General features: G+C 42.3%; 20 protein-coding genes. 7 read left to right on the forward strand and 13 right to left on the reverse strand.

All coding sequences use genetic code 11. The features are described 5' to 3' along the window. Positions 1-77 precede the first annotated feature (77 nt). The 6 genes from ABM313_RS17990 to ABM313_RS18015 form a co-directional block, all read right to left on the reverse strand. Positions 78-2,363, reverse strand: a complete 2,286-nt coding sequence (locus ABM313_RS17990) for a CHAT domain-containing protein (protein ID WP_434684532.1) — start codon at positions 2,361-2,363, stop codon at positions 78-80. 244 nt (positions 2,364-2,607) lie between these two features. Further along, complete coding sequence (locus ABM313_RS17995; RefSeq protein ID WP_434683668.1) at positions 2,608-4,197, reverse strand: IS5 family transposase; 1,590 nt, start codon at positions 4,195-4,197, stop codon at positions 2,608-2,610. A gap of 117 nt (positions 4,198-4,314) precedes the next feature. Further along, entirely contained in the window at positions 4,315-7,044 is a 2,730-nt protein-coding gene (locus ABM313_RS18000) for a CHAT domain-containing protein (RefSeq protein ID WP_434684533.1), read from the reverse strand. A 363-nt stretch (positions 7,045-7,407) separates the two neighbouring features. Continuing rightward, positions 7,408-8,361: a DNA polymerase III subunit delta' gene (locus ABM313_RS18005; RefSeq protein WP_434684534.1), complete on the reverse strand. Its 954-nt coding sequence runs from the start codon at positions 8,359-8,361 to the stop codon at positions 7,408-7,410. 2 nt (positions 8,362-8,363) lie between these two features. Next, positions 8,364-8,861, reverse strand: a complete 498-nt coding sequence (locus tag ABM313_RS18010; protein WP_434684535.1) for a hypothetical protein — start codon at positions 8,859-8,861, stop codon at positions 8,364-8,366. 32 nt (positions 8,862-8,893) lie between these two features. Beyond that, a complete protein-coding gene (locus ABM313_RS18015; RefSeq protein ID WP_094529921.1) occupies positions 8,894-9,148 on the reverse strand; it encodes a hypothetical protein in 255 nt (84 codons plus the stop codon). A 245-nt stretch (positions 9,149-9,393) separates the two neighbouring features. On the opposite strand from ABM313_RS18015, the gene hisS reads away from it, so the two are divergent. Next, a complete protein-coding gene (hisS, locus tag ABM313_RS18020; RefSeq protein WP_434684536.1) occupies positions 9,394-10,659 on the forward strand; it encodes a histidine--tRNA ligase in 1,266 nt (421 codons plus the stop codon). 117 nt (positions 10,660-10,776) lie between these two features. Here hisS and ABM313_RS18025 read toward each other — a convergent pair whose 3' ends face one another. The 3 genes from ABM313_RS18025 to ABM313_RS18035 form a co-directional block, all read right to left on the reverse strand. Next, on the reverse strand, positions 10,777-10,998 hold the full coding sequence (locus tag ABM313_RS18025) for a hypothetical protein (RefSeq protein ID WP_434684537.1): 222 nt from the start codon (positions 10,996-10,998) through the stop codon (positions 10,777-10,779). Between the two features lie 76 nt (positions 10,999-11,074). Continuing rightward, positions 11,075-11,344, reverse strand: a complete 270-nt coding sequence (locus ABM313_RS18030; RefSeq protein WP_434688516.1) for a PIN domain-containing protein — start codon at positions 11,342-11,344, stop codon at positions 11,075-11,077. 103 nt (positions 11,345-11,447) lie between these two features. Beyond that, a complete protein-coding gene (locus tag ABM313_RS18035; protein WP_434684538.1) occupies positions 11,448-11,621 on the reverse strand; it encodes a hypothetical protein in 174 nt (57 codons plus the stop codon). A gap of 496 nt (positions 11,622-12,117) precedes the next feature. On the opposite strand from ABM313_RS18035, the gene ABM313_RS18040 reads away from it, so the two are divergent. Genes ABM313_RS18040 through ABM313_RS18065 form a run of 6 tightly spaced genes read left to right on the forward strand, consistent with a single transcriptional unit; the run spans position 12,118 to position 16,496 of the window. Next, the gene (locus ABM313_RS18040; protein ID WP_201324263.1) at positions 12,118-12,411 is read left to right on the forward strand and encodes a hypothetical protein; all 294 of its coding nucleotides are present in this window, start codon (positions 12,118-12,120) and stop codon (positions 12,409-12,411) included. Then, positions 12,408-12,755: a helix-turn-helix domain-containing protein gene (locus ABM313_RS18045; RefSeq protein ID WP_434684539.1), complete on the forward strand. Its 348-nt coding sequence runs from the start codon at positions 12,408-12,410 to the stop codon at positions 12,753-12,755. The genes ABM313_RS18040 and ABM313_RS18045 overlap by 4 nt, the downstream gene beginning before the upstream one ends. Next, positions 12,755-13,669, forward strand: a complete 915-nt coding sequence (locus tag ABM313_RS18050) for an ImmA/IrrE family metallo-endopeptidase (protein ID WP_434684540.1) — start codon at positions 12,755-12,757, stop codon at positions 13,667-13,669. The genes ABM313_RS18045 and ABM313_RS18050 overlap by 1 nt, the downstream gene beginning before the upstream one ends. Then, positions 13,662-14,438, forward strand: coding sequence for a thymidylate synthase (locus ABM313_RS18055; protein WP_434684541.1), 777 nt, complete (start codon positions 13,662-13,664; stop codon positions 14,436-14,438). The genes ABM313_RS18050 and ABM313_RS18055 overlap by 8 nt, the downstream gene beginning before the upstream one ends. A gap of 33 nt (positions 14,439-14,471) precedes the next feature. Continuing rightward, positions 14,472-15,593 carry a nucleotide kinase domain-containing protein gene (locus ABM313_RS18060; protein ID WP_434684542.1) on the forward strand — a complete coding sequence of 374 codons (1,122 nt, stop codon included), beginning with the start codon at positions 14,472-14,474 and terminating at the stop codon, positions 15,591-15,593. Between the two features lie 21 nt (positions 15,594-15,614). Further along, positions 15,615-16,496, forward strand: coding sequence for a nucleoside triphosphate pyrophosphohydrolase family protein (locus ABM313_RS18065; protein ID WP_434684543.1), 882 nt, complete (start codon positions 15,615-15,617; stop codon positions 16,494-16,496). Positions 16,497-16,542: 46 nt separating this feature from the next. Here the strand turns inward: ABM313_RS18065 and acpS are convergent, their stop codons facing one another. The 4 genes from acpS to ABM313_RS18085 all read right to left on the reverse strand — a co-directional run bounded on the left by acpS (position 16,543) and on the right by ABM313_RS18085 (position 19,523). Further along, positions 16,543-16,923 (reverse strand): holo-ACP synthase, encoded by a 381-nt coding sequence (gene acpS, locus ABM313_RS18070; RefSeq protein ID WP_434684544.1) that lies wholly within the window; start codon positions 16,921-16,923, stop codon positions 16,543-16,545. A 58-nt stretch (positions 16,924-16,981) separates the two neighbouring features. Continuing rightward, positions 16,982-17,458 carry a DUF1643 domain-containing protein gene (locus ABM313_RS18075; protein WP_434684545.1) on the reverse strand — a complete coding sequence of 159 codons (477 nt, stop codon included), beginning with the start codon at positions 17,456-17,458 and terminating at the stop codon, positions 16,982-16,984. Between the two features lie 208 nt (positions 17,459-17,666). Then, entirely contained in the window at positions 17,667-18,899 is a 1,233-nt protein-coding gene (locus ABM313_RS18080) for an RNA polymerase sigma factor (protein ID WP_434684546.1), read from the reverse strand. Positions 18,900-18,905: 6 nt separating this feature from the next. Beyond that, positions 18,906-19,523 (reverse strand): glutathione S-transferase family protein, encoded by a 618-nt coding sequence (locus ABM313_RS18085; protein ID WP_434684547.1) that lies wholly within the window; start codon positions 19,521-19,523, stop codon positions 18,906-18,908. Between the last annotated feature and the right edge of the window lie 98 nt (positions 19,524-19,621).

Genomic DNA, 19,621 nt, shown 5'->3' on the forward strand with positions numbered 1-19,621 from the left:
TCACCCAAAATGCCAAAATCTCTTAGGGGGCGACCAAGGAACTAGTTTTTTATCGTGATGATGGTAGTAGATACTACCTACAATCCATTGCCGATCGCAAAAAATGCTGCCCAATAATTAGGATGATTATATTGTGGCGATTTGATCAAGGTAACTTGCGCTCGGCGTAATGCTTCCATAACCGAGACATCACCTTTTTGCAGTTCACTATAAAAAGCAGTCATGAGTGCTTGTGTACCAGCATCATCGACTTTCCAGAGCGACGCGATCGCATTTTTTGCGCCTGCTTTCTGAACTTGATAACCAAATCCTAAAATTTCCACACCATCGCCCAGCTTACCGACTCCTGTCTGACAAGCACTCAACACAATCAAATTAATGTTTGGGATTTGCCAATCAGTGATTTCATTGAGACGGATTTTGTCGCCATTGCCGAAAATAATGAAGGAGTTGTCTGGAACGCCTATGTTAAATTCGGCATGGGTGGCGAGATGCAGAATATTATGATTTTTGAATTTTGCTTCAATCGCTCGGCGGCTAAAGTTTTCTTCGATGAGGGTGACTGAGTTATTGAAGGAGTTGGCGATCGATTGAACTTCTCTGACGGTTGCAGGTAAAGCAGTTTGACCAAACTTCTTCTCTCCTGCTATACCACCAAAAGCTCCTGCTAGAATATTGGGTTGTATCTTTTGATTTGGGGTAAAGTCAAAGAGACTATAGGCGATCAGATTGCTAATGCGATATTTTTCAGCTAGCCATTGTTTACCGTCATAGAGTGCAGCAATGGGAATGTAGCGCAGTTGTCCATCGGGTGCATAGAGAATTGTTTTGGCTTGAAATTGAACGAGTTCAGCTTCAATGGGTTTAATCAGGAGGTTATAGAGTTGTATTGATGTATCTCTGAAATCTTCCGAGCCAGCATCAAGAAGCCCTGCTCTAAAATCACTAATTAATTTTTCTAGTTGTTTTTTGGCAATTTTGACGGTGCGGCGAATAGGAAGCTGATTGGGAGCAAAAAGGATGATTTCGAGGCGATCACCGAGTATAAGTGGATAGAGTAATAGAGTGCTCTGTGGAATTTGGTTGAGATAGTCAGGAACTTTGTTGATTTCGTTTTTGGGCAGTTGTTGAATTTGATTAGCAAGTTGATTATTAATTTCTTTGCTATTCTCAAAGCTAACAGCTAAACGCTTATCGCTAATAGCCTTCTCTGGTTCTAAAAGTCTGACACCTTGCGCCGACCTATCACTACCTTTGACATTTTTGAGATAATCTTCGAGTTCTTGGACTTTAAGCAGATCAAGGACTTGCAGGGCTTCAATGATGCGGTCTTGTTGGAGAAGGAGATCGGCGAAATTGCGATAGGTTTCTTCGACAGTGCCTAAATATGACTGTTGGACATCTTTATCGAGACTTCTGATATCCTTGCGGATCGCTTCACGGACATTGATTGACTGCTTATAAAAGAGAATCGCCAGTTCGGGTTGATTAAGACTGCTAAAAGATTCTCCTAAATTATTCAGCGAAATCCCCTCACCTTGACGGTTGTTGACTTCCCTTGCGATCGCTAAATATTGTAGATGGAACTCGATTGCTTTGTCATATTTACCGAGGGCATCATAAGTGGCTCCCAGATTTCCCAATGCCTGACCCTCACCGAGACGGTCTTTGATTTCCCTTGCGATCGCTAAGTATTGCAGATGGAACTCGATCGCTTTGTCATATTTGCCGAGAGAATCGTAAGCGTTTCCCAGATTTCCCAGTGATTGACCTTCACTAAGACGGTCTCTCCTTTCCCGAAAGATTGCTAACGCTTGCAGATGGAACTCGATCGCCTTGTCATATTTACCAAGAGAGTGGTAAGTGCTGCCCAGATTTCCCAGTGACTTTGCCTCACTGAGACGATTTTTGGTTTTCCGAGCTATTTCTAAACTTTGCAGTTGATACTCGATCGCCTTGTCATATTTACCAAGGGAGAAGTAAGTACTGCCCAGATTTCCCAACGAAATGCCCTCACCATGAAGGTCTTTAATTTCCCTTGCGATCGCCAATCTTTGCAGATAGGAATCGATCACTTTGTTGTACTGCCCTAAATAAAAATATGCCAGCCCCAGTCCGTTGTAAGCACGAGCCTCACATTCACGGTCTTTTATTTCAAGACAAATATCAAGCGCCATCAGCGCAAACTGTACTGCCTTTTGATATTGGCTGTCCCGTATCGCCCTAATTCCTAAGTTATAGCGCCAATCAGCTTCTGCTGCTCGTTCTTCAATTGTTCGTGCTTGGACACTTTCACTTATTACTATCTGCACTTGCCCACAAGCCAAAAAAGCCAACATCGCCGTCCCAACAACCTTATTCATCGCCCACATCCTCACATTTACATCAAAACCCGCAGTCGCCTACCAGCCAGCATAAAGTGATATTCCCTAAAACAGGCGATCGTTACAAAAAACATAACCAAATATTCACCCAAAACGCCAAAATCTCTTAGGAGGCAACCAAGGAACTAGTTTTTTATCGTGATGATGGTAGTAGATACTACCTACAATCCATTGCCGATCGCAAAAAATGCTGACCAATAATTAGGGCTTGCTGAAAAAGAGACTAAGGGAAAAGTAGTGGGCAAAGAGGAAGGGGATAATACTTTGAGTGTCTACAAGGAAATTGCCAAGAAAAAGAATTAAAGTTAAAAAGGGGTTTCCAAGAAGGAAGAACAAAGAGTTGCCAGCAAAAGATAAACCAAGACAAACCGAAAAAAGCAAGCTGCTTGAGCAGCGCTTCCAAATTCATCACCAAGAAAGTGATAGCGATCGCCGTTTCCGATGTATTTGCCAACTTGGACATGACGCGATTTAGACTGAACCGTCGTTTAGCCAGTCCAAACTTACCTTCAATTTGATTGCGAACCTTAGCATCTTCGAGAGTCTGCTTGCGAATAGCCGCCAACTCATCGGGTACAGGTCTGCCCAAAGGCGGAGCCGTAATCCGAATACCGAGATTTCGACAATAGGCGCGATTGCTGCGAGTGCGGTAAATCTGGTCAACGTAAACCGCTTCAGGATAATGTCCAAAGCGAGATTTAAACAATGCTACTTGTTGCTGCAAATCCCCCGATTCATTGAAGTTATCCCAACTGAGATGGTCGAGAAAGGCATGACCATCGACACAACTAACTGAGAGTTTAGCGCCAAACTCCACAGGTGTTCCTGCCTTACCTCTGACAATCGGACGTACATGAGGTTGCGTAATACTGACGATGCGGTCATCTATGCGATGACCACCTTGCTCGTACATCCATTGTTGTTGCCGATATACTTCACTGACGACTAGCAAGTTCCGATAGAGACTCCTCTTCAATTCCGATAGCTTTGCCCCTGCGGCAATTAGAGTGTCAATATGGGCAAGATTGCGACGCACATATCCCAACTGTTGGCGCAATGCTTTGCGAATCCTTTTACGATTGGGTTGGCGTTGTTTGGCAATTTGGAGATACGCTGTCCTTGCTTCACGGCGATAGGTGCGTGGTTTCTTCGCTAATTGTTCTTTCACTTGTTGGTAAAGAGCATCAATCACTATTTCCGTTTGTTCTCTTGCTTCGTTCAACAGTTTGATGTCAGTGGGATAACGGATGTCGGATGGCGCGACTGTTGCATCTAGCAGCAATTTTCCTTGGTTTGCTGGTTCTGGTTCTTTCTGTTCCTTTTCTATATTCTGCTCTTCTAACTTCTCTTCTATCTCTTCTCTTTCTTCTTTCTTGTACTGCTTTGCTTCCTTCTCTTTTTGTCCCGACTCTTTAGGAGGCTTCACAATCCGTTCGTTGATTCTGCCCACGATCTCTAGATTCAATCGCTTGCGGAAATGTACCATCATGCTTGCTTCAAATGGGGCGTTGTCGCTGTACTCTGATAAGCCTAGGAAGTATTGTAAATATGGATTCTCACGAATTTGTTCTACTGTCTCTTCGTCACTTGTTCCTAGCTTCTCTTTGATGATCAGCGCCCCAAGTGCTATCCGAAATGGTTTTGCTGGTGCTCCTTGTCCTTCGCTAAATTGTTCTGCATATTCATTCTCAAATTCTTCCCACGGCACTAGTTCTGCTAATCTTACCCATCGATTTTCTCCTGATAGTTTGCCGCCAAATGGTAAGTAGAAGTTCTCGAATGATAGCTGTCCTGTGGGGGATTGTCGGTACATGCAATTTTATTGGTGCAAGGGTTTTTCTAGCTTTTCTTGCTTTTTCTTGCATTTTATCTGTTTTCGTTCTCCTTAGAAACCTTTGCTTGTATGCTTTTCTTGCTTTTTCAGTAAGCCCTAATTAGGATGATTATATTTGGGGGATTTAATCAAAGCAACTTGCGCTCTATGTAAAGCCTCTATGGATGTGATATCGCCTTTTTTGAGTTCGCTATAAAATGCTTCCATTAAAGCCTGTGTTCCTGCATCATCGACTTTCCAGAGTGAGGCGATCGCATTTTTTGCGCCTGCTTTCTGAACTTGATAACCAAAGCCTAAGATTTCTACACCATCGCCCAGCTTACCAACTCCTGTTTGACAAGCACTTAGCACAATCAAATCGATATTCGGGATTTGCCAATCGGTGATTTCATTGAGACGGATTTTGTCGCCATTGCCGAAAATGATGAAGGAGTTGTCTGGAACGCCTATGTTAAATTCGGCATGGGTGGCGAGATGCAGAATATTATGATTTTTGAATTTTGCTTCGATCGCTTGGCGGCTAAATTGATCTTCGATTAAAGTAACTGAGTTATCAAAGGAATTTGTGATCGCTTGCACTTCTCTTAGCGTGGCAGGCAATCCAATTTGTCCAAACTTCTTTTCGTTAGCCTTGCCACCAAATGCTCCTGCGAGAATGTTGGGTTGTATCTTAAGATTTGGTGAAAAGTCGAAGAGGCTGTAGGCGATCAGATTATTAATGCGATATTTCTCTGCTAGCCAGTGTTTGCCGTCATAGAGTGCGGCAAGAGGAATATAGCGGAGTTGTCCATCGGGTGCATAGAGGATTGTGGTGGTTTTTGCTTTGGTGAGTTCGGCTTCGACGTTTTTAATCAATATGTTGTAGAGTTTTGCCGCAGGTTCTTTGACATCTTCAGAGCCAGAATCAAGGAGACCAGATCTAAAATCAGTCACTAGGGTCTCTAGTTCTTTTTGCGATATTTTGACAGTACGACTGATGGGGAGAGTGTTGGGTGAGAAGAGGATAATTTCGAGCCTATCACCTAAAATTAATGGATAGAGTAATACTGTGCCATGAGGAATTTGTTTGAGGTAGTCAGGGACTTTGTTGATTTCTGCTTGGGGAAGTTGTTGAATCTGATTAGCAAGTTCATTATTAAGCTCCTTGCTATTATCAAAGCTAACTGCTAGCAGCTTATTGCTAATTGCTTTCTCTGGTTCTAGAATCTTCACGCCTTGCGCCGATCTGTCACTACCTTTGATGTTTTTGAGATAGTCTTCGAGTTCTTGGACTTTGAGGAAATCCAAGACTTGCAGTGCCTCCATGATACGATCTTGCTTAATCAGGAGGTCAGCAAGAAGTTTGTAGCTGCTAGAGATAGTTCCTAAATAGGATTGTTGAATGTCTTTATCGAGTTTGCGGATATCTTTGCGAATCGCTTCGCGGACGTTGACAGATTGTTTGTAAAAGAGAATGGCAAGTTCGGGTTGGTTTACTTTGGATAATATACCGCCTAAATTTGAGAGAGTAGTACCTTCTCCACTGAGATCTTTGACTTCCCGCAAGATTCTTAAGCTTTGCAGTTGATAATCGATCGCTTTGTCATATTTGCCAAGGTTGCGGTAAGCACTTCCCAAATTCCCCAGCGACTGTCCCTCACCCTGACGGTCTTTGATTTCTCGTGCGATCTCTAAACTTTGCAAATGGAAATTGATCGCCTTGTCATATTTGCCGAGGTTTCGGTATGCGTTTCCCAGACTTCCTATCGTTTGCCCCTCACCGCGACGGTCTTTGATTTCCCGCGCGATCGCTAAGTCTTGTAGATAAAACTCAATCGCTTTGTCATATTTGCCAAGAGAAGAGTAAGCGATCCCTAGATTTCCTAGCGAAATCCCCTCGCCGCGACGGTCTTTAATTTCCCGCGCGACCGATAGGTATTGCAGATAGAATTCGATTGCTTTGTCATATTTGCCGAGAGAATAGTAAGCGTTTCCTAGATTTCCTAACGACTGTCCTTCCCCTCGCCGATCTTTGATTTCTCGCGCGACTGCTAGTACCTGCTCTAGGTAATTGATTGCTTTGTAGTATTTACCGAGGTTTCGGTAAATACTTCCTAAATTCCCCAATGACTGTCCCTCGCCTTGACGGTCTTTGACTTCCCGTAAGATGGCTAAAGCTTGTAGATGATAATCGATCGCTTTGTCGTATTTACCGATGCTTCTGTAAGCGCTTCCCAGATTTCCCAGCGACTGTCCTTCACCACGACGGTCTTTGATTTCCTGCGCGATCGCTAAGTCTTGCAGATAGAACTCGATCGCTTTGTCATATTTGCTAAGGGAAGCGTAAGCATTGCCCAAATTCCCCAGCGACTGTCCTTCACCACGACGGTCTTTGATTTCCCGCGCGATCGCTAATCTTTGCAAATGGAAATTGATCGCCTTGTCATATTTGCCAAGGGCATTGTAAGCGATTCCCAGATTTCCCAGTGCATTTCCTTCGCCGCGACGGTCTTTGGTTTCTCGTTTGATTACCAAACTTTGTAGATAGAACTTGATCGCTTCATCATATCTTCCAAGGGAATCATAAGCTATTCCTAAATTCCCTAGTGCTGCTCCCTCTCCAAACCGATCCTTGATTTCCCGATAGATTGTCAATGCTTGCTGCCATGACTGTAATGCGGCTTGAAATTGGCTGATTTGATATTGTTGAATTCCTTGCTGTAACAGCCGTTCTGCTTCTGTTTTGCGGTCTTGATTTGTTTGTGCTTGGATGCTCTCACTCATGAATATTTGCACTTGCCCACAAGCCAAAAAAGCCAACATCGAGATCCCAACAACCTTACTCATCGCCCACATCCTCACATTTACATCAAAACCCTCGGTTGACCAACAGCCAGCATAAAGCGATATTCCCCAAAACAGGCGATCGTTACAAAAAACATAACCAAATATTCACCAAAACCGACACTCCCCCGTAGTTCAGATCTCCGACTTTTTTGTGACTAGCATAACTAATTGGTGAATGTGCAGAAAAAGTCGGAGATCTATCTCTGCACGAAGAAACCACAAACCCATTAGGAGCGAAGCATTACTGCAACCATTTATGGATTTCACCGCGATCGCCAAACGGTAATGCTACGCCCAAACCTCTCGCAGGCTCGATCAGCTAACTGATAGGCTAAGGCTATAGTTCCAAACTCAGTTGATAATTTAGATCTTTCCTGCAATTTGGAGAAGCGTTACTTCCCAAACTAACCTTGGTTGCACATAACGTGCAATTAATTCCCTTGCTTTATCGAGATGTTGCAAAACTGACTTCGATCTTTGCTGCTCCCAAAAATAATTTTGTAAATAATCAATCAGCCATAATTGCAAATCCACCTCTAGTTCCTTGGTGATTTGTTTGGCGATCACCATAGCACTTTTGGCATCCTGAGGAATTTGGCGTACAGAAGTTAATAACTCGGCGGGAATACTCTTAAAACGTTCAAAAGACTCGATCGCTTGTCCTGCCGATCCTTGTGCTAAGGCGACCACTTCGGGTGGAATATCGGTGTGACCTTCACGGGTGAGGACTTCCTGCATTTGCGCTTGATTTAGTCTTGTGAAGGGGATGCGTTGGCAGCGCGAAACGAGGGTCGGCAAAATCGAACCAGCGTCAGGAACGATCAAAATTATGGTGGCATACAGAGGTTCTTCGAGGGTCTTGAGCAGACTATTGGCGGCAGACTCTGCCATTGACTGCGCTTCTTCGAGAATCACTACTGATCGCTGACATTCGAGGGGCGATCGGCTGACAAACTCGCTGATTTCGCGCACTTGCTCAATCCTAATTTGGGGCAAAGCGCGTCGCTTGAGTCCTGCTGCGTCGGCTTCCTTTGCCGTGAGCATTTTGCCCTTGTCTAAATAGGTTGGCTCTACCCATAGCAAATCGGGATGATTGCGATCGCTTAGTCGATTAGCTGATTTGCGATCGCCCAATAATACTTCGGCAAATGCCGAGGCAGTTTTGCTGCGCCCCACGCCACTCGTACCCGCAAATAAGTAAGCAGGGGCAATGCGATCGCGTTTAATGGCAGCATTTAACAAGGCGATCGCTTGACTTTGACCAACGACAGCATCGAAGGGCGAATGTATGGGTAGAGGCAAAGTTGGAGCCGACACCTCTAGTCATTCCACTGATTTTGTAATGATCTTGTGGCGCTGATGCCTGTTGGATAGCGACGATGGCGAGTGCCAGAATCAAGAGATTCAACATTGCGTCGTCTCAGCCACCAGCGGATCGCTTCATCGACGATCGCCGCAGGGTTGTCAGATATTTCCAATAGCTCAGTCAGTAATTCTGGGGCAATGTCTACTTTATAGGTGAGATCAATGGCAGGTGGATCAGCTTGAATCGGCTCTGTTATTGATTCTGGTGGAGCGATCAAAGGTTGATTGGTGGGATCGGACAAGGTTGGTTTGAGATCTATTTCGTTATTGACTAGATTATTTGCTACATCTGTTACAGCATCAGGTGTATTGAGATTATTTTTGTTTGCTTTGCCTTTTGGTTTACTTTTGCGTTTGCTCATACTGAGAATCATGAACATCATGAGGATAAGTCCGAACTGAAAAAGTCCAATCATCAAGAGCAGCTTGTCTGGCGACCAAAATTCATACATAAATTTTTGGGATCAGCTTACTAGGCATTTTCCTAATCATTCCACTCGCCTCGTGGTGGCACAACGGGATTCATTGTCAAGGGTCGAGAGCGATCAGCTTCTTTGATCGCCCGACGCTGCAACCATTGACGGATCGCCGTATCGATCGCCTGTTCAGGGTCATTGGTGACTTCACCGAGTTCAGCAAGTAAAGCAGGATCGATGTCTATACTCTTTAGCACCTCATTAAATACTGCTTCATTAGCCGATTGGGTTATTTGCGGTTCGTTAGCGTTATCTTCTGGCATATGAGTTTTTAAATTAACTGGCACTAAATTTACTGGACACTATCCAGATTTTACCCAGATTTGTTACCTTCTGAATGTGCAGAGCGATCGCATTCATACTTTTAGCTACTATCTACGTATAAAATATAAATCCCAAAAAAATCCAAAAAAGTAGGGGCAATTCATGAATTGCCCCTACTTTCTACTCAAAAACTCTGTATTCTGGAATAACATTACAGTCTCCTGTTCATCACACGTTAGCATCCATGTCTTCACTTCAGGTCACCCGTGGCACTCGCGATATCCTTGCTCCCGAAATTTATTACTGGCAGCAGTTAGAGACAACTGCACGTCAAATCCTTAGCCAAGCCGCCTATACCGAGATTCGCACACCCATTTTTGAAGCAACGGAGCTATTTGCGCGGGGCATCGGTGAAGCCACAGATATTGTTGGTAAAGAAATGTACACCTTTAGCGATCGCGGCGATCGCTCGTTGACTTTGCGCCCAGAGGGGACGGCGGGAGTAGCAAGATCCTATATTGAAAATAAGTTATTTGCCCAAGGTGGCGTGCAACGTCTCTGGTACATGGGTGCAATGTTTCGCTATGAACGCCCCCAAGCAGGTCGCCAGCGTCAATTTCACCAGTTAGGCGTAGAAGTATTAGGTAGTGCCGATGCGCGTGCGGATGCGGAAGCGATCGCGATCGCTAGTGATTTTTTGCAAGCTGTGGGTTTAACGGATCTTGTGGTGGATCTCAACTCGGTGGGCAGTGCGGAAGATCGGGTTGCCTATCGTCAAGCTTTGGTGGATTATTTCACGCCTTTTGTAGAAGAAATTGATGCTGATTCTCGCGATCGCCTCACGCGCAACCCTTTACGAATTCTCGATAGCAAAGATAAGCGCACCCAAGAAATTTCCCAAGATGCACCGAGCATTCTCGATTACTTAAGCCCTGAATCACAACAGCATTTTGAGAAAGTCCAAAATCTCTTAACAGATTTGAATATCGCTTATCGTATTAATCCTCGCCTAGTACGAGGATTAGACTACTACACTCGTACCGCCTTTGAAATCCAATCCAATCAACTGGGTGCACAGTCAGCAGTCTGTGGCGGCGGACGCTACGATCGCTTAATTGCAGAACTTGGTGGCGCGGATGTGCCTGCTGTAGGTTGGGCGATCGGCTTAGAGCGTCTGGTCATTCTCATGCAACAGGTTGCCGAACAAAAACAAGCGGCGATCGATTTCTATGTGATTTCACGAGGCGAACAAGCGGAAGCAAAGTCTCTATCCATTGCTCAAATTCTCCGTAAGGCAGGATTTACAGTGGAACTCGATGTCACTGGTGCGAAGTTTGACAAACAATTCAAACGGGCTAGTAATGCCAATGCAAAAGCCGCTGTGGTCATCGGTGATAGCGAAATCGAGGCAGGACAAGTTCAAATCAAATGGCTAGATTCTGGTGAACAGGAGGCGATCGCGATCGCTGATCTCAGTGACAGTTTTGAGATGTTAAGACAAAAGTTATGAATCATAGCAAGTTTTTCTATCTCTCATTCAATGACATAGTCGAAAACTTGCTGTAGCAATGAATTTACAAACATTAAGCCACTGATCAAGATGTTGGTATCGATTACTAATCTTAGCTTAGCCATCCTTGAGGATTTCCTCTAAGATTTCGGGAGTAAGTCCTTTTTGTTGTGCTTCTAAACGAATTTCTTGAACTACTTTTTGTAGTGTGGTTGGTTGGGCAACAGATTGTAAAAAGATACTGACGAGTGTTTGGAAGGCTTGGCGATTTTCAGAGGTTGTATTTTGATATGCGTCGGCGATAGGGGCTTCGACTTGAAGGGTGATCGGTTTAAGCATGGTGTGGCTATTTATCCTGCAATCATTGCATAAGATAAATTTCTGCGTTTTGGCTGTTCCATGTAGCGATGCCAATTCAAAAAAAATCTTTGTCTTCCGTCCAAATTGGACAATCAAAGTGCATCGCTAAAGCGACTACTTCCCAATCGTTAGGATCTCTTGCTTTAATGCGTCTTTGAGCTTCGTTTTTATATTGAATGTAAAACTCTTCTGATATTGGGATAATGGATTTTTGCAGTTGTAATATTTCTTCGGAAAATGGAGATATTGATATCCCCAAATTTTGTTTTTGTAATATTTTTGGCAAATTATTGTAAAGCTCTTGATAGCATTTATCGGGAGTAATATAAAGTCACAGCTACTGACGTATTTATTCAAGAAGTGTGGAACTTTTTCGCCTAATAGTGCTCAGATTAGGATGTTTGTATTTAGGACAATTGTCTTTGACATTATTTGGTTGCGTCTCTCCTTGCTTGTTTACGCATGGCGTTAAATTCGGCAATGATGTCATCTTCGCTAATGTTGTGAGCTTTTAAGAGTTGAGCAAACTTTTGGGCAGATTGACGTATAGCAATTAGGGTTTCTTTTGTCGGTTTTTTCAGTTGAATGGTTTGGGTTTTCATGGTGGGTTGATGTTTTTAGTAGTGTTAGGGACAATTCATGAATTGTCCCTATGTTGAATCATAGCAAGTTTTTCTATCTCTCATTCAATGGGAGCAAGCTATTCACAATTTTAACTGATTCGATGCTGACGCGCGCGATCGCACTTAACGAGGTCAAGGATGTAGCACGATCGCTTGATTAGTCGTTGAGATTGTTGGTAATTCCACTATGTTTTATGTTTGTCATGGGTGAGGCGATCGCGTTCTATGATCCATTCTAGGGATGGGGTGCTATTGAATCATAAGGTGGAAATTGCATCACCACTTTTCCAATGGAGTGTCCTTTTACTTTTGAGCAAACGCTAGATGAGGATTTTTTGCCTGAAGGTTAGTTATAGTGATTTGCTAAGTAATTCTCACTTGAAGGAAATGTACTCAACGACATAAAAAACAACTTGACATATTCTTGCTGTCTTGGTAAGATTTTCTTACATTCCGTAAGATATCAAAAAGCGCTATGAATGAACAAGATGTGCAAATGAACCTCATAAATGTTCTTCAAAGTATTCAGAGTGATAGTGGATATGACATAAGCCAAATTCAAGGTAATACATGTCCTTTAAATGATCTTGAGGGATTTGATAGTATGCTATGGCCCGCCGCTATTAGTATGTTGTCATCTACGATTGGGGTCACTATCCCTAACTGTAGCAATATTTTTCTCTCAAAAGATGGCAAGCGTCCACTCACTATTAATGAATCAGCAGCTATGGTCTGTGAAATGATAAGTAGAGAGGAGAATCAATCATGACAGAAGCAATAGAGAAAAAAGCAATTATAGCTTCTCGTATTCGTGAAGCTCGTAAGATGGCTGGTCTCTCACAAACTCAAGTTGCAAAAATGGTAGGTGTTCATAGACCCTCTATTTCTGAAATAGAAGCTGGGAATAGAAACGTCTCTGCCAAAGAAATTGCCCAGTTTGCTGAAATCTTTGATGTTAGTCCTTCATGGCTAATTGGTGAAGGAGCAGACAAAGTTGATATGCACGATAACAAAATTCAACTTGCAGCTAGAGAACTACAAAAACTGAAACCTGAAGACCTTGACAGGCTTCTAACAATATTGGCTTCGATGAAAACAGGAGGAAGCAAATAGTGAATAGCACCATTACCCAACTTAATCGAAATAAGGGGAAGCAAATAGTGACAAATCCAAAGCAAGTATTGGCTCAAAAGGCTATGCTCAAATCAATTGAAGTTCGGACTCAGTTAGGGTTTGGGCTTAATACTCCAATTTGCATCTATGATTTATGCGACAAACTAAAAGTAAAGGTTAGATTTGTTGACATCAATATGGAAGGTATGTATATCAAAGGAGAGGAGCCAACAATTTTGCTTTCTTCTTTGCGTCCTCTCTCAAGGAGAAATTTCACCTGCGCTCATGAACTTGGACATCACATTTTTGAACATGGTTCAACAATAGATGAGCTCAAAGAAGGTGTAGATGAATTCAAAACTTTTAGCCCAGATGAATTTTTAGTGGACACCTTTGCTGGCTTCATATTCATGCCACCTTTAGCTGTGCGAAAAGCATTTGTCTCAAGAGGGTGGAATTCTTCTTCAGCAACACCTCTCCAATTTTTTACAATTGCTTGTAGTTTTGGAGTTGGTTATGAAACTTTAATCAAGCACATGGCTTACACTCTAAAAATGATTAGTCATGCACAAGCGAGTTTACTTCTCAAATCAAGCCCCAAAGCTATACGAAAAGACGTTTTAGGGTATACCTCAACCGATCCTTTAATAATTGCTGATTTACAATGGTCTCTACCGATACTTGATGTGGAAGTAGGGAGTAATCTCTTACTACCAAGTACGGCAGAATCAGTCAAAGATACTATCACTATTCAAGAAGAGTTACCTTTAGGAAGACTCTTTCGGGCTAACCGTCCTGGTATTGTTCGTGTTTACTGCCCTGATAGTAATTGGGCGATATTTGTTCGGATATCTCGTTTTCAATTTGCTGGATTGAGTCAATATCGCCACTTTGAGGATTTTGAAGATGAATAGCACTACACCACTCTTAATTGAAGACACGAATCTATCACATGCTTGGTCTCGTGCTTTCTTACATATCATTGATAATCCTGGCAAAGAGATTTCACCCCTAATAATAACCTTAACAGGTTTTACGAATGGCGTTCCAAATGAGGATCAAGTAATTCGAGATGAGCTTGACAACAGCCTTGTAGCTAATAGTAAGCAAAAAGTGCACACAGTTGCAAACACTATTTTCCCCTACTCCATCTGGACACATTCCAAAAATGACCGAAATAAGTTATTTCAGATGTATATTGATACTCTTCCTAGATATAAGGCTCTAGAAAGACATAAAAATCGACGTGGTATTTACTTTGAGAGGCTTATATCATTTGGTTCTGGGGCAAAGAACGGCAATCAACTTGAATATATTATTTCTCAATACAAGTCTCGTCCAGGTGTTAGGAAAAGTATGTTTCAAGCATCAATCTTTGATCCCGCGAGAGATCACATTACTACCGCACAGCTTGCTTTCCCTTGCCTCCAGCACATCAGTTTTGTTCCTCAAAACGATAAAACTCTAGCACTTAATGCTTTCTACGCTACTCAGCAGATATTTGAGAAAGCCTATGGGAACTATTTAGGGCTTTGTAGATTGGGGAATTTCATGGCTCATGAAATGGGATTAAAGTTTGAGCGAATGAACTGCTTTATTGGCGTTGCCAAAATAGATACTATTCCTAAGCTACATTCCAGTCTAGCTAAACTCACAGACTTAGCTCGAAAAGCTCAGAGTTGAACAATTAATAAGAGACATCAATCGGAATATAAAATGGGAACTAAAAGTCAGAAAATCCATAATGACAACATCGAACAAAACGAGCAATTAAATTTTTTGTTTGGCGATTATGGGGATGAAAAAGACTCAGAGCTAGAGATTATTTCGCATATTCTTCCTGCAAAGCCTACAGTTGTATTTAATACTTACTGGCGGTTTGCGGTAGAAAGGCAAAAAATATTTTTTAAGAAGCTAGAAAATGCGTCAATGCCTTGGACAGATGATCCAATTCTTTCGACATACAAGTTCACTAATGCTTACCGTGCCTCAGATCGTGTCAGTCAATATTTAATAAGGAATATTATCTACCACAATGATCTTCCATCATCACCGAATGAAGTTTTTTTTAGAATCATGCTCTTTAAACTCTTCAATAAGATCGAAACATGGCAACTTCTAGAACATCATCTAGGTTCTATCATTTTTGCAGAATATTCCTTTGAGCGCTATGACAAAGTTCTTACAGATGCCATACAGTCAGGTCAAACTATTTATTCTGCTGCATACATTATGCCATCAGGAAGTACAAGTTTCGGACATACAGCTAAACATCGAAATCATCTTAAATTAATCGAGATGATGATGTCCAATGATTTGCCCAAAAAGCTCGCAGATGCTAAAAATATGCACCAAGGATTCGATTTAATACGCGATTATCCGACCATAGGTGATTTCTTAGCATACCAGTTCATTACTGATGTTAACTATAGTGAAATTACTAACTTTAGCGAAATGGAATTTGTTATTCCAGGCCCTGGGGCGCTAGATGGCATTCGCAAATGTTTTACAGATCTGGGAGGACTTAATGAACCAGAAATTATAAAATTTATGGCAGATATTCAAGATTCTGAATTTGCGAGGCTAGGGCTTAACTTTCAGTCTCTCTGGGGACGAAAGCTGCAATTGATTGATTGTCAAAATCTATTTTGTGAAGTTGACAAATACTCTCGAATGAAACATCCTGACATTTCTGGAATATCAGGTCGAACTCGCATAAAGCAGAAATATTCAGGCAAAGGAACGCATTTGGATCACTGGTATCCTCCAAAGTGGGGAATTAACCAAGAGATCAACGAATACAGACTAAAAAAGAGCACATCCAACTCTAAGTTTTAATAGTACTTGATGGAGTGAACAATGGATTTTCAAGAATACCAAGAACAAGCTCTGAAGACAAATAGAATTCCTACTGACAAAGGGGTAGACGTAATGGTTCCCCTCTTAGGTCTTGCAGGTGAATCTGGCGAGTTGCTTAGTGAATACAAAAAGTATCTTCGAGATGGTGAATCTCATCAGCTTTTCCCGAAACGGGTTGCTGAAGAGTTGGGCGATCTACTTTGGTATATTGCCAATTTATCTAGCAAGTTCAATCTTGACTTGTCTCAAATTGCTGAAGCAAATCTGCGGAAATGTCGTGATCGTTGGGGAATATCATCTTCAGAGCAAACACATGTATATATATTTGATAGCGATTTTCCAGAAGAAGAACGTTTACCCCGTCAATTTGAGATTGAGATTACGGAAGTAAGTGAAGATAACTCAATAAAAATGAGAGCTTTTATCAATGGGAAACAAATCGGGAATGATCTTACAGACAACTCTTACTTATCTGATGGTTATCGCTTTCATGACATTTTTCATTTTGCATGTGCTGCTGTTTTAGGTTGGTCACCAGTTACTAGAAGTAATCTAAAATGCAAACGAAAAAGCAACTCTGATATTGACGAGGTTGAGGATGGCGGTCGTGCAATAGCTACTGAAGAGGGAATATCTACTCTTGTATTTACCTATGCCAAGAATCATCATTTTTTAGAAAAAATTTCAACCCTTGACGATCACATCCTAAAAACCATCAAAAGTCTAACAGAACATTTAGAGGTTTCTCAATGTTCACTTGCTGATTGGGAAAAAACTATTTTAAACTGTTATGAAGTATGGAGGAAAGTCGAAAAAAATCGAGGTGGAAAAGTTCTTGTGAACCTTGATGCTCGTTCAATAACCTATCAAGATCAGCGATAGATTTATTCTCTTCTTTTCAGTAGTGATGCTTTGATTAGAGCATAATTTATCCTAAAGCAATAGCACTTGCGACTGCGATTAAATCTGTATGGCTTATACTCAATAACCACTTTAGAATCCCTAATTCTGAAGCTATCTCTTGGCATTTACCATATAAAACTACTGTTGGCTGTCCTGTTGACAAGCGTTGAATTTCAATATCAGTTGGTGCAATTCCTTGACTCCAGCCTGTCCCCAGAGCTTTAATTATCGCTTCTTTAGCAGCAAAACGACCTGCTAAGAATTGAATGTAATTCACATTAGATTTAGCAGTAATAAGTTCTAGTTCGGTAAAGCATCGTATTTCGTAGCTGCTTCCTAATTTTTCTAGAAGATTTTTAATACGCTCTATTTCAACAATATCAATACCATGACCGATAAAATTCATATGACTCTTTTCTAGAAAGTTGTTATTGAATGACGCATTAAATTGATTGATTCATAAATTATTCATAGTCAATAGTTTTTGTACAACACTTAACATATAGAGGATGGCGTGGATGTCCTCCCTGTGTAACTCCTAGACAGTGAGGTTGAATATTGTGTTTAGATAGCAACTCTAAAACAAAGTGATCGCGTTGCATTAAATTCCCGTTATTTCCCCAAGCAACAACAACCCGATCGGCTGACTTAATCGCCTTTTTTAAATAGCGATCATTCTGCTTCCCAACAGGATCATCCACCTTTTTAAGCTCCAAAGGACTTGCTGTTCTAAAAGCAAATAGATTAACGACAATTAGCGAACCATAGTCCCAAAACTTCGCAAAACTAATACATCGCCGCAGCGTCGGGTCATCAATACTTGCATCCGCCTTACTAGGATTAAGCATAATAAACACAATTTTTGACTTTTCTATATCCCATTCTCGCCATAGCGAATAACGATAGAGTCCCGTTTTATCGATGACAGCACCCTTTTTCATGAATTCCCGACTCAACAAATTTCCTTAAACTTAGCTAGTTTCTAGTCTCAGTTTTCCTATCAACTATTTTTCTATAATCTCACTAAACATCCGCACAAACATATGACTGTTAACTTTTCTAATACAGTTCATACTAACCCTCATAACGCATTGTACGAACAAGATTATTTGCTATAGAACAATCTATATGGTCGAGTACAGCCGAAACCTACTCCTCCAACGGAAGAGACTGTTTAAGCAGAAATTCACGAATAGCTGAATCTTCAGTAAGCCCGATCGCTCTAGCATAGGCTTGCTTTGCTTCTGACTTAGCCCCCAACTGCTTAAATAAATGCGCCTTTAGCGCCCAGTAAGGTTGATAATTTTTCACAGACTCCAAAGGAATTGCCTTGAGGTGCATTAACCCCTCTTCTATTCCCTGCGCTTCGGCGATCGCTGCCGCATGACTGACTAAAGCCCCCAAAGTCGGCGAAATCCGAATCAACCCTGCGTACAGCAACGCTAATGCTTGCCAATTGACTTTCTGGGCGATCGCTCTTTGAGCATGAATCGATTGAATCGCCGCTTCCAGTTGAAACCTTCCCAACTGTTTAAAGGTTGCCGCCTGTGCTAGTTCCTTCTCTGCTTCTGCGATCGCCATCTGCGACCACAAACTCGTATCCTGCTGCAATAGCGGCACATAGGAACCATCGCTAGTCCGACGAGCATCCCGCCGAGATTCACAATAGAGCATGAGCGCAAGTACCCCCCTTGCTTCTGGCTCTGTAGGCATTAACTGAACACAGAGCCGCGCTAACCAGATCGCCTCTTCTGCTAATCCACGATGACGTGGATCACTACCATCCACAGTTTCCCAAGCATGAGTATAAGCAGCATATATCGCTTCTAATACAGCAGCTAATCGAATTGGCAAATCCTTCTCCTCTGGCAACTCAAAGGCAATCCCCGCATCACGAATTTTTGTTTTTGCCCTCACTAGCCGCTGACTCATCGTTGCAGGAGCAACTAGAAAGGCAGAAGCAATCTGCGCGGCATTCATCCCCAGAACTGTTTGCAACATTAGGGGCGTGTGAATTGTAGGATCGATCGCTGGGTGGGCGCAAATAAATAATAATTTCAAGCGATCGTCAGGAAAGGTAACCGATTCTAAAGACGGCTCAGCAGCAAATTCTTGTTCATTGAATTTGAAAGTATTAAGAACCTTGTCATGCACCTGCGAACGTCTTCCCACATCAATCAATCGATTTCGCGCCGTTACCAATAACCATGCTTCAGGATTTTTGGGAACGCCGCTTTCTGTCCAAGTTTTTAGTGCCGAGAGGAAAGCATCGCCGAGGGCATCTTCAGCAGCGACAACATCCCTTGTTTGGGCGGCTAAATAGGCGACTAGCCGCCCATAGGAGTTGCGTGCAGCTAATTCGGCGGCTCGACGTGCTTCCATCTATGATTAACCTCGCGGTGCGGTTTGTTGCCACGCTGGTAATTGCTCAATCCGCGCATACCAAGCCTGAATATGATGATAGTTCTCTAAGGGAAATCGTGCAGGTATGGCATAGGTGAGATCGCTCGCCACGGAGAAATCAGCCAAGGTCAAGGTGTTATTGACTAGGTATTCGCGATTTGCAAGATGATTATTCAAGACGCTAGCTTCTTTATGAAAGCGATCGCTGGCTTGTTGCACTACTTGCAGATCAGGTTCGCCTAATTGCAAGAGAGCCTTCACAAAGTTCTCAAACTGCAAGGGCTGACAGACAGAATACCAATGGGCAAGTTGCCAACTTTGCCAGCGCATAATATCCGCCCGAATTTTGGGATCTTCGCTCCAGAGAGAATTAGGAACTTGACTAGCCAAGTGTTGCATGATGGCTGTCGATTCCCAAAGGATAAAGTCACCATCTTGGAGGACGGGTACACGCCCTGTGGGATTTAACTGGACAAATTCGGGGTGATGTTGTTCGCCTTTCTGTAAATCTACCAATCGCAGATCAATAGGAAGTTGCAAATGAATGGCTACAGCATGAACTTTACGGGTGTTGGGAGAAGGGGGAAAGTAATAGAGCTTCATGGGATTTTTCTCCTATAGCAGTTTTGATTTTGCCTACGGCAAAATCAAAATTTAAAAACTTTACTGAGACTGATGCGTGATTTAACAAATGAGTACAT

This window comes from Pseudanabaena minima str. Chao 2107 (genome assembly GCF_051131155.1).
Taxonomy (GTDB): domain Bacteria; phylum Cyanobacteriota; class Cyanobacteriia; order Pseudanabaenales; family Pseudanabaenaceae; genus Pseudanabaena; species Pseudanabaena minima.